Consider the following 11,809-nt stretch of genomic DNA (forward strand, 5'->3'; position numbering starts at 1 on the left):
CTAAGGGAATATCATAGAGCGCTTATCGTTATTTAATGTTGAGTGCTCTTTTTTTTATAATACATCTAAAGCTCTTTCCAGCGCCATTCCTCTAGAACCTTTAATTAAAATGTACCTGTTTTTTAGCGGCGTTTCTTTTAAGTGATTAGCTAAATCTGCGTATGTTTTAAATGCCAACATATTTGCAGATGAAGCTTTAGTTTTTGAAAAGTGTTCTCCTACAACTATAGCTGTTATATCATTTTGTTTCTCTAAAAAAGATACAATATGTTGATGCTCGTTTAAAGCATTATCTCCAAGCTCAAACATATCACCTAAAATAAGTGTTTTATTTTTATAGTTGAGGTTTGCAAAGTTCTCAAGAGCAGCCATCATACTTGTAGGATTTGCATTATAAGCATCGAGAAGAACTTGATTAGACGCTGTTTTTATAATTTGCGAACGATTATTAGATGGGACATAACTTTCTATAGCTTGTTTTATGGCCGTTTTAGGAACTTTAAAATATTTTCCAACAGCTATTGCTACAGCAATGTTATTAAAGTTATACTGTCCAATTAAGTGACTGTTTATGCGTTCAGACATATATTCTAATGCGACAAAAGGCTCTGATGCTATAAAGGTGATTTTAGTATTTTTAGAAGATGAACCAAATGAACACGCATTGTTATAGTCGCCAATTTGTTTCGTTTGTGTTTTATCATCTTCATTAAAAAAGATAATCTTGTTATACTTTTTTAAGTGGTCGTATAATTCCGATTTAGCTTTTACAACACCTTCTAAGCTTCCAAAGCCTTCTAAATGAGCCTTACCAAAATTAGTGATTAAGCCAAAATCGGGTAGCGCTATGTTACATAAAAAGGCAATTTCTTTATGATGATTAGCGCCCATTTCAACTATAGCAATATCTGTATCGGGTTTTATGTCCAACAACGTTAAAGGAACGCCAATATGATTGTTCAAATTTCCTTTAGTGGCCGTTACGCTATATTTTTCAGATAATACGGCTTTAATTAACTCCTTGGTTGTGGTTTTGCCATTACTACCTGTTAATGCTATAATAGGCGTTTTTAATGTTTGTCTATGATGAGTTGCTAAGTCTTGTAAGCTTTTTAAACAATCTTCTACAAGAATATGGTTATTTGATGTTTTAAATTCTTTCTCGTCTATTACTACGTATTTAGCGCCTAATTCTAAAGCTTTGTTGGCAAAAGTATTGCCATTAAAATTGTCACCTTTTAGGGCAAAAAATAAATCACCTGGGTTAATTTTTCTGGTGTCTGTAGAAACCGCACTACATTCTAAAAATAGTTTATAAAGAGCATTAATTGTCATAAAGTAAATGTAAGAAAAAAGCCCTGATAAAAAATCAGGGCTTAGCTTTTTTTAAACGTTGAATTATTACTTAATTCTTTGTTTTGTTTCTTCCTTTAGATTTTGATCCTACTCTAGACATAGCACATCTAAACCCAATATAATCTGTGGCCATAGTTTGTGGGAAATAACGTCTTTGAGCAGGGTCTAACCAATATTCTCTATCTTTCCAAGAACCACCTTTATAAACTCTTACTTCGTCGTTAATAAGTGATGTTCTTTTGTTAGACTTATCGTATTCTCTAATCATTTCACCTGTAGAGTCTACATGTTCTACATTGTGTTTAGGAGAGTTATACATTTTTCTTGTTTGCGAAGCTGTTGTTTTTCTGCCATCATCAAATTCATCGTAGTCTCTGTAGTAACGAGAAGAACGTTTGTCACCGTCTCTAAAGTTACGGTTATCACTTCTATCAAAGTTTTGTCTTAAGTAAGTTTCGTCTTCATCTACAGGAACTTGAGCGATTTCACCTGGTAAATCTCTTGCAATAACATCGCCATTAGGAAGTGTATCGTAAACAATTTCATCAACTGTTACAATTTTAACGGTACCATCTTCACTAATAGAGTTTTTTGTATACACGTTACCACGGTAGTAGTTAAAGTCGTTAAACTCATCGTCTACGATAGGTCTGTAAACATCGGCAACCCATTCGGCTACGTTACCAGCCATATCGTAAAGACCAAAGTCGTTAGGCTCGTATTGTTTTACGGCATTGGTTATATCTGCACCATCGTCAGACCAACCTGCAATTCCACCATAATCACCTTTTCCTTGCTTAAAGTTAGCTAATTGATCACCTCTTACTTTACGTTTACCTGAACGTGTATATTGGCCATCCCATGGATATTTTTTTCTACCTCTATAAATATTGTAGTTTCTTAACTCTGTAAGGCCTAAAGCAGCATATTCCCATTCAGCTTCGGTTGGTAGTCTATAATCTGGTGAAATAATACCAGTTTCTCTACCTGCGTGTACATTAATAGTATCTCCAGAAGCAGTAGTTTGTACTCTTCTTCTAGTATTTTGTGGGCTAATAATACTATCGTTACCTCCGTATGTTTGTGTAGGCGCATTAATGTAAGTGTCTGTGTTAAATGTTTCGCCAGCTTCAACTGCTATTTTAGCATCTCTAGTAATGTAACCTTCTTCTTCTAGGTATAATTCGTTAACACGGTCTGTTCTCCAATTAGCGTATTCAACAGCTTGAATCCAGCTAACACCAACAACTGGATACTCTCCATATGCTGGGTGACGAAGATAATTTTCAGTCATAACTTCGTTGTAACCTAAACGGTTTCTCCAAACTAAAGTGTCTGGTAAAGCACCAGTGTAAATACCTTTAAAATTTTCTTCTGTAGGTGGGTAAGTTCTTTTAATCCAATCTAAGTATTCTGTGTACATTTTATTGGTTACCTCTGTTTCATCCATGTAAAAGGATTGTACGTGTTGTTGATTTGGACTATTATTCCAATCGTGCATAACATCGTCTCCAACTTTACCCATGGTAAAAGTTCCGCCTTCAACAAATACTAATCCTGGAGCTGTTTCTTGCTCTTTAAAATCGGTGTTGTATTGAAAACCACCATCTCTAGAGTTAATGTCCCAACCAGTTCCTCGTGAGGTGTTTGAACTGGAAGATCTTTTACAACCAACAAGAGATACTGCTAAAACCGTAGTTAACAATACCTTACATACCATTGCTTTTTTCATATCCATACGTTTAAGTAAGCTTAAAATATTTTTGGTGACGCAATATAATAATTATACCCAAGATTACAAGCAAAAATTAAAAATTTACATAAAAAAACATGCATTTCATCCTGTAATTTATGCATTACAACGATGATTTTTTGGGTTTAATCATAATTATTTGCCGTAGTATAACGCTAAATATTTTATTTTATTATTGTAATTTTGAAACGTTTTTTAAAAAACGTGCTATTAATCAATAATATTGCCATATTATTTACGTTATTGCTACCAATGAAAAAGAAATTAATACTTTTTGTTTTTTTAGTTAGTACTTATGTTCATGCGCAACAAAAGCAGTTTGAAATTCAGTGGGATGGGTATCAAACATTGTTTACTAGTAGTTATAAAGTAGAAGTACCTTTTTTTAATAAAGAGAACTTTAATTACAATGCTATTGATGGGTTACAATTTATAACGCAGTGGCAAAGTGGATTTATAAATGAAGCCTCTGTTTCGGTTGATAATGTTACTTATGAAACCATTTCGAGAGCGCAATTAAAAGATGTCGATGTTAGTACTATTCCTAATAATTTAAGATTTTCAGCAAAAAATACAGAGGCTCGTGGGGTTTCTGGCGTAGAGTTTAAGTTGTCACCGATAATAAAATTGAATAATAATTCTTTTAAGAGAGTAACTTCTTTTACGGTAGATTACAATTTGGGTAGTTATAATAGAAATGCTAGTAACAGGCAAAATATTGATGACTCTGCTTTAAGTACTGGACAATGGTTTAAGTTTTATATCGATAAAACGGGGGTGTTTAGATTATCGAAAAGTTTTCTGTCAAACTTAGGTGTTAATGTTAACGATATTGATCCAAGAACTATAAAACTGTATGGTAATGGCGGTAATATGATTCCTTACTCCAATGCATTACCTCAGTCCTACGATGTTCGTGAAAATGCCATTAGAGTGGTTGGAGAAAGCGATGGCGTTTTTAATGATAATGACTATATTTTATTTTATGGTCAAGGGCCAAAATCCTGGGATGTTGAAAAAGGCACACACGTAAACTGTTATACTAATAGAACTTATTACTATATTAATATAAGTCCAGGTTTGGGGAAACGTATTCAGCCTTTTATTCAACCTACAGGAAATGTAGATATGGTAATAAATACATTTCATGACTATCAATTTCATGAAAGCGATGAGTTTAATTTAGTAAGAGTAGGAAGACGTTGGTTTGGGGACCGTTTTGATATTGAGAATAATAAAACATTCACATTTCAATTTCCTGATCTTGTTGAAACAGAGCCTGTAAGTTTTAATATACAAACAGCATCAACAGCAGAGGTTTCTACAAGTTTAGATGTTTCTATTAACTCTCAAGATGTTTCTACATTAATATTTTCACCTATTACCGATTCTAATTTAGCTATTCCAGCTAGTTATGCACAAGATGTTAATGTTAATTCATCCACAATTACAGTTAATTTAAATTATAATAATAGTGGGAATCCAAGTTCTATGGCCTATTTAGATTATATTGCTATAGAAGCTACCAGGAATCTTAACTTTTCTGGAAGACAACTTACATTTAAAAACAATGATGTTAGTCGTGAAAATGGGATTGGACAATATGATATTACCAATACGTCACAAGTATCAGAAATTTGGGATGTAACAGATGTTTATAACGTTACTAATTTTGTTAATACAGATAATAGTAATACACTAAGTTTTACGTCCAATTTAGGGAGTGAAAAAAGCTACGCGCTTGTCACGCCTTCCGATTATTACCAAGCATTTTTAGGTGAGCGTACACGAGTGAGTAATCAAAACTTAAAAGGCACAATTTTTCAAAACCAACAAGGCGAATTTGAAGATATTGATTACCTTATAGTTGCTCCTCAAAATATGCTTAATCAAGCCGAACGATTAGCGCAAATTAATCGCAATTACAACAACTTAAATGTTAAAGTAGTCTCTTTAAGTCAAATCTATTCAGAATTTAGTACAAGTAACCCAGATATTGGAGCTATAAGAAACCTTGTAAAATATATTTATGATAACGCAAGTTCCTCAGAACATAGAATTAAATATTTATGCTTATTTGGCGATGCATCATTTGATTATAAAAACAGAATAGAAAATAATACAAACATAGTGCCTTCTTGGCATGCGTACAATAGTTTTAACTTAACCAATTCCTTTGTGTCTGATGATTTTTATGGTATGATGGGGGATAATGAAGGAACCATGGCGACTTCAGATAAACTAGATATTGCTGTAGGAAGAATTTTAGCAGATACACCACAACGTGCGAGAATTTTAGTTGATAAAATAGAGACTTATTACAAAGAAGCTTCTTTTGGTAGATGGCGAAATAATTTTGTCGTCTTATCAGACGATATAGATGAAGAATGGGAAAGTGTCTTGCAAGAAACCACAGATGGGATTGCAAATACCATTACTGAGGAACACCCGTTTTTAAACCCCATAAAGATTCATATGGATGCTTATCAGCAAGAGTCTACAGCAGGTGGAGATAGTTACCCTACTGTAAATACAGCTCTATTAAATGCAATTGAAAATGGCGCTTTAGTAATTAATTACTTTGGCCATGGTGGGGAAGACGGATTAGCACACGAACGTATTTTTCAAAAACCAGATTCACAAAGCTTAAATAATATTTGCAAACTTAATTGTTTTGTAACGGTAACCTGCGAATATACTCGTTTTGATAACCCGTTACGTCCAACAGCAGGCGAGTTTACTTATTGGAATGAAAATGGAGGTGCCGTTGGATTAATCTCAACAACACGTCAAATATTTGTAAATGTTGGTATTACATTTAATAATGTTTTAGAAGAATATCTATTTTCATTTAATGACGACGATGAATATCAAGATTATGAGTTTCCCTCAATGGCAGAGGCTTTAAGGCTAACCAAAAACCATCCTAATATCTCAGGTATTGGGCAAAGACGTTTAGTGTTTTTTATAGGTGATCCAGCCATGAAATTAGCGTTTCCTAAGCCTAATGTAAGATTAACCGCTGTTAACGATGTGCCTTTAAACCAAGGAATTGATGTGCTAAAAGCACTTGATAGAGTAAAAATTTCTGGCGAAGTTACTGATGTTTCAGGCAATGTGCTTTCAAATTATAATGGCGTGCTTTCTACAACTATTTTCGATAAAAAAATTGAACGTGAAACCTTAGGGAATGATGGAACGCGTTCCGGCGGTCAGCTTATAATTATGCCTTTTGAAACCTTAGGAGAAACACTCTTTAGAGGACAAGCTTCCATAACCAACGGGCAGTTTGAATTCGAATTCGTCATGCCTAGAGATATTGGTATAAACGAAGGTTACGGTAAAGTTAGTTTTTATGCAAAACAAGACGAGCAATTAAACGACCAATCTGGTGCCGCTGTAAATACCATTTTAATAGGGGGTATTAATAACGAAGCTCCAGAAGACAACAATGGCCCCATTATAAACCTGTTTATGAATGACGAAAGTTTTGTCTCAGGAGGCATAACTAACGAGTCTCCAAGTTTATTAGTGAAATTGGAAGATGATAATGGTATTAATACAGCAAGTGGCATTGGACATGATATTGTAGCAATAATCGATGGCGATGAAACCAATCCGTTTGTGTTAAACGATTACTACGAAACCGAGCTAGATAACTTTCAAAGAGGAATTGTAAATTACCCTTTTCGTAACTTAGACCCAGGCTTACATACATTAACATTAAAAGCTTGGGATGTTTATAATAATTCTTCCACCTCCGAAATCCAATTTGTGGTACAGAACGAAAATCAGCAACTTGTTATCGATAATGTATTGAATTATCCAAATCCTTTTGTTAATTACACCGAATTTTGGTTTAACCACAATAGTTCATCGCCGTTAAACGTTTCAGTACAAATATTTACGGTTTCAGGGAAATTAGTAAGAACTTTAAACAGTCAAACTAATTCCTCTAATTGTTGCAATAATGGAACATCGTCCTTGTCAAGAGACATTATTTGGGATGGTCGAGACGATTTTGGCGATAAAATAGGAAAAGGCGTGTATGTATATAAATTAAAAGTACATTCCCCATCATTAAATAAAACCGTAGAGAAAATAGAGAAACTTGTTATCCTTTAAGAAAAAATTATATTTGTTAAATAAATCATGTTTATGAAAAAATACATTCTTGCCCTATCTGCTTTATATTTTGGAGTGCAAATACAGGCACAAGCACAAACAGTTACAATTCCAGATGCACAAGATTCCCGCGTTATAACCACAGGATTGCCGTTTGTGTTAATTGCGGCTGATGCCAGAGCAGCAGGTATGGGAGATATGGGAGTGGCAACATCCGTAGATGCCTTTTCCCAACAATGGAACCCAGCAAAATATGCCTTTTCCGAGACTAAACAAGGTGTTGGGGTAAGTTATACCCCGTATTTAAGTAAGTTAGTAGATGATATATTTCTGGGAGGATTAACGTACTTTAATCGTTTAAATGAACGAAGTGCTTTTGGAGCTAGTTTTAGGTACTTTTCATTAGGAGAAATTGAATTTGTACAAGATGAAAATAGTACACCACTGGCTATGAACCCTAACGAGTTTACCTTGGATGTATCGTATGCTTTAAAATTAAGCGAGCAGTTCTCTATGGCGGTTGCCATGCGTTTTTTACATTCCGATTTAAAATTACCTGGTTATTCTGGCGATCCAGAACCAGCGAGTACATTTGGTGTAGATATTTCAGGATATTACCAAAGCGAAGAAGAAGCTTATGCTAATTTTAATGGGCGAACGCGTTTAGGCTTTGCTATACAAAACATAGGCCCAAAATTTAAATACGATGCTCAAGGTCAAGAAAACTTTCAACCAACAACCTTACGTTTAGGTGGTGGATTCGATTTTATTTTAGACCAATACAATACCGTTGCTGTAACTGCTGAAGTAACAAAATTATTAGTGCCAACACCACCTAAATACGGGACAGAATATGAATATACCGATAATAATGGCAATGGTGTTTACGATCCAGAAAATGGTACAGATGAAACCGATACAGATGAATTAGGAGCTATTGTGACGCCTTCTGTAATTATGGATGGCCAAGATCCAGACGTAGGCTTTTTTCAAGGAATGTTCCAATCGTTTGGCGATGCGCCAGGTGGATTTAGCGAAGAAATGAAAGAATGGACTTGGGCTTTAGGAGCCGAGTACCGTTACCAAGATTCGTTTGCCTTTAGAGCAGGGTATTTCAATGAATCCGAAGAAAAAGGTGCGCGTAAGTTTTTTGCTCTAGGCGCAGGATTTAAATACAATGTTGTTGGGGTAGATTTATCTTATTTATTCTCAGCATCAAAAGTGCAAAGTCCTTTAGAAAATACGTTACGCTTTACGTTGTCGTTTAACATCGATAGAAATGCGTACCAAGAATATTAATAGGACGCCTTAAAATAAAAGATTGATAAAAAACTATTGCGAATGCAATAGTTTTTTTGTCTCCAATAGTTTTTAATAACTTTATAATATGAAAGAGATTAAAATAGAAGCTACATTAATGGTATTTAATAATGTAGATGAATTGCCCGAAGATGTCGCTAAATTAATGGCAGTAGCCATGGAGGCAAGGGCTAAAGCCTATGCCCCATATTCTAATTTTAGTGTTGGAGCAGCTTTATTGCTAGATAATAACGAAGTTATATCGGGTAACAATCAAGAAAATGCCTCTTATCCATCTGGACTTTGTGCCGAGCGAACTGCTATATATTATGCTGGAGCAAACTTCCCAGATGCTAAAGTGTTAAAAATGGCCATTACAGCAGGTTCAAGAATGCAGCCAACCATAACACCTATTCCGCCATGTGGCGCATGTAGACAAGCTATTGCAGAATACGAAGTAAAACAAGAAACCCCTATAGAAATTTATTTTATGGGAGAAACAGGTAAAGTGGTTAAGTCTAATTCGCTAGCAGACTTATTACCTTTAGGGTTTGATAAGTCCTTTCTATAACGTTTTCGTGAATTTTTAAGGGTTTCAGGTTTTTTCATTAATAAGTAAAATGCTATTTTTGTTATTCGGTTTTTAAACAAACACAATCAATGCAAAAAGTAACTAAAGAAACATATCTAAAGTGGTACGAAGATATGTTGTTTTGGCGCAAGTTTGAAGACAAACTAGCCGCAGTGTATATTCAACAAAAAGTTAGAGGTTTTCTTCACTTGTATAATGGTCAAGAAGCTGTATTAGCAGGTGCTTTACACGCTATGGATTTAACCAAAGACAAAATGATAACCGCTTATCGTAATCACGTACAACCTATTGGTATGGGCGTTGATCCTAAAAGAGTCATGGCAGAGCTGTATGGTAAATCTACAGGAACATCGCATGGCCTTGGTGGTTCCATGCATATCTTTTCTAAGGAACACGGGTTTTATGGAGGCCATGGTATCGTAGGAGGCCAAATTCCTTTAGGTGCTGGACTTGCATTTGGCGATAAATATAAAGGCAACGACGCTGTAACTATTTGTTGCTTTGGCGATGGTGCTGCAAGACAAGGTTCGTTACACGAATCATTCAACTTAGCAATGCTTTGGAAGTTACCAGTAGTATTTGTTTGTGAAAATAATGGTTACGCTATGGGAACTTCAGTAGAGCGTACAGCTAATCATACCGATGTTTGGAAACTAGGTTTAGGTTATGAAATGCCTTGTGGTCCAGTAGATGGTATGAATCCAGTAAAAGTAGCCGAAGCATTTGATGAAGCAATTCAACGTGCTAGACGAGGTGAAGGACCAACATTTTTAGAATTAAAAACGTATCGTTATAGAGGACACTCAATGAGTGATGCACAGCATTACCGTACAAAAGAAGAAGTAGAAGAGTACAAGAAAATAGATCCTATTACACAAGTAAAAGATATTATTCTTGAAAAAAACTATGCTACCGAAGATGATATAAAAACCATTGACAAGCGTGTTAAAGATTTAGTGAAAGAATGTGAGAAGTTTGCAGAAGAATCACCATATCCAGACAAAAACGTGATGTACGATGTCGTTTACGAACAAGAAGACTATCCATTTTTACAACATAAACTATAAACTATGGCCGAAGTAATTAATATGCCGCGATTAAGCGACACTATGGAAGAAGGAACGGTTGCCACTTGGTTAAAAAAAGTTGGTGATAAAGTAGAAGAAGGTGATATTTTGGCCGAAATAGAAACCGATAAAGCTACAATGGAGTTTGAGTCTTTTCACGAAGGAACATTGCTTCACATAGGTGTGCAAGAAGGTGAAACAACAAAAGTAGACGAGCTTTTAGCTATTATTGGAGACGAAGGCGAAGATATTTCAGAGTTACTTAATGGAAGTACAAGTTCAGATTCTGAAAAAGAAGAAACTCCTAAAACAGATGAAACTACTTCAGAAGAGTCTTCTGAAGCTGTTGATATTCCAGAGGGTGTTACAGTGGTTACTATGCCACGATTAAGTGATACCATGGAAGAAGGAACGGTTGCCACTTGGTTAAAAAAAGTTGGTGATAACGTTGAAGAAGGTGATATCTTGGCAGAGATAGAAACCGATAAAGCCACCATGGAATTTGAATCATTCCAATCTGGAACCTTGTTACATGTTGGGCTGCAAGAAGGAGAATCGGCCAAAGTAGATGCGTTGTTAGCTATTATTGGCCCTAAAGGAACAGATGTTTCTAACATTGCCAAGAATTTTAAAGCACCTTCTACTGAAACAAAAGCAGAAGCACCTAAAAAAGAAACAGCACCCAAAACAGAACCTAAAGTTGAAACGCCAAAAGCAGAAACCAAAACGGTAGACTCTGCGCCAACAACAGCTTCTGGAGATCGTTTATTTGTATCGCCATTAGCTAAAAAAATGGCCGAAGAGCGTCATATTAATTTATCGCAAGTACAAGGTTCTGGAGAAAATGGACGCATTATAAAAAGAGATATAGAAAACTTTACACCAGCAACTGCCGGAGCATCAGTAAGTAAATTTGTGCCTGTAGGACAAGAAGATTTTGATGAGGTTGCTAACTCTCAAATGCGTAAAACAATTGCAAAACGTTTAGCGCAATCTAAATTTACAGCACCACATTACTATCTAAATGTGGAGTTTGATATGGATAATGCTATTGCATTTCGTCAACAGTTTAACTCCTTACCAGATACCAAAATTTCATTTAACGATATTGTTGTTAAAGCTTGTGCTTTAGCATTAAAACAGCATCCGCAAGTAAATTCGCAGTGGTTTGATGATAAAATGCGTATGAATAACCATGTGCACATTGGTGTTGCTGTTGCTGTGCCAGATGGTTTGGTAGTTCCTGTGGTTAAGTTTGCTAACGAGCAAACCTTACCGCAAATAGGCGCTGCTGTTAAAGATTTTGCAGGAAAAGCACGTAATAAAAAATTAACGCCACAAGAAATGGAAGGAAGCACCTTTACGGTGTCCAACCTAGGTATGTTTGGAATAGAAAGCTTTACGTCTATTATAAATCAACCAAATTCAGCCATTCTTTCTGTAGGCGCTATTGTACAAAAACCTGTTGTTAAAAATGGGCAAGTTGTTGCAGGAAACACAATGAAACTTTGTTTAGCTTGTGATCACAGAACAGTTGATGGTGCAACTGGAGCACAATTCTTACAAACCTTAAAAGGATATATTGAGAATCCAGTAACAATGTTAGTATAGTTTTTA

General features: G+C 35.3%; 7 protein-coding genes. 5 read left to right on the forward strand and 2 right to left on the reverse strand.

The genetic code is table 11. From position 1 onward, the window contains the following. Window positions 1-54 precede the first annotated feature (54 nt). Together murF and gldJ are read right to left on the reverse strand one after the other, a co-directional pair. The gene (murF, locus tag R3L15_RS03025) at window positions 55-1,335 is read right to left on the reverse strand and encodes a UDP-N-acetylmuramoyl-tripeptide--D-alanyl-D-alanine ligase (protein WP_338733150.1); all 1,281 of its coding nucleotides are present in this window, start codon (window positions 1,333-1,335) and stop codon (window positions 55-57) included. A gap of 70 nt (window positions 1,336-1,405) precedes the next feature. Then, window positions 1,406-3,094 carry a gliding motility lipoprotein GldJ gene (gene gldJ / locus R3L15_RS03030; RefSeq protein ID WP_338733151.1) on the reverse strand — a complete coding sequence of 563 codons (1,689 nt, stop codon included), beginning with the start codon at window positions 3,092-3,094 and terminating at the stop codon, window positions 1,406-1,408. Between the two features lie 267 nt (window positions 3,095-3,361). Between gldJ and porU the strand changes: the two genes are divergently transcribed. The 5 genes from porU (at window position 3,362) to R3L15_RS03055 (ending at window position 11,803) form a co-directional block, all read left to right on the forward strand. Continuing rightward, window positions 3,362-7,234, forward strand: coding sequence for a type IX secretion system sortase PorU (gene porU / locus R3L15_RS03035; protein WP_338733152.1), 3,873 nt, complete (start codon window positions 3,362-3,364; stop codon window positions 7,232-7,234). Window positions 7,235-7,267: 33 nt separating this feature from the next. Beyond that, entirely contained in the window at window positions 7,268-8,533 is a 1,266-nt protein-coding gene (gene porV / locus R3L15_RS03040) for a type IX secretion system outer membrane channel protein PorV (RefSeq protein WP_338733153.1), read from the forward strand. An 88-nt stretch (window positions 8,534-8,621) separates the two neighbouring features. Next, the gene (cdd, locus tag R3L15_RS03045) at window positions 8,622-9,104 is read left to right on the forward strand and encodes a cytidine deaminase (protein ID WP_338733154.1); all 483 of its coding nucleotides are present in this window, start codon (window positions 8,622-8,624) and stop codon (window positions 9,102-9,104) included. A gap of 89 nt (window positions 9,105-9,193) precedes the next feature. Beyond that, the gene (pdhA, locus tag R3L15_RS03050; RefSeq protein WP_338733155.1) at window positions 9,194-10,192 is read left to right on the forward strand and encodes a pyruvate dehydrogenase (acetyl-transferring) E1 component subunit alpha; all 999 of its coding nucleotides are present in this window, start codon (window positions 9,194-9,196) and stop codon (window positions 10,190-10,192) included. 3 nt (window positions 10,193-10,195) lie between these two features. After that, complete coding sequence (locus R3L15_RS03055) at window positions 10,196-11,803, forward strand: pyruvate dehydrogenase complex dihydrolipoamide acetyltransferase (protein WP_338733156.1); 1,608 nt, start codon at window positions 10,196-10,198, stop codon at window positions 11,801-11,803. Window positions 11,804-11,809: the final 6 nt, after the last annotated feature.

It is taken from the genome of Mangrovimonas cancribranchiae (genome assembly GCF_037126245.1).
In the GTDB taxonomy this organism is placed as follows: domain Bacteria; phylum Bacteroidota; class Bacteroidia; order Flavobacteriales; family Flavobacteriaceae; genus Mangrovimonas; species Mangrovimonas cancribranchiae.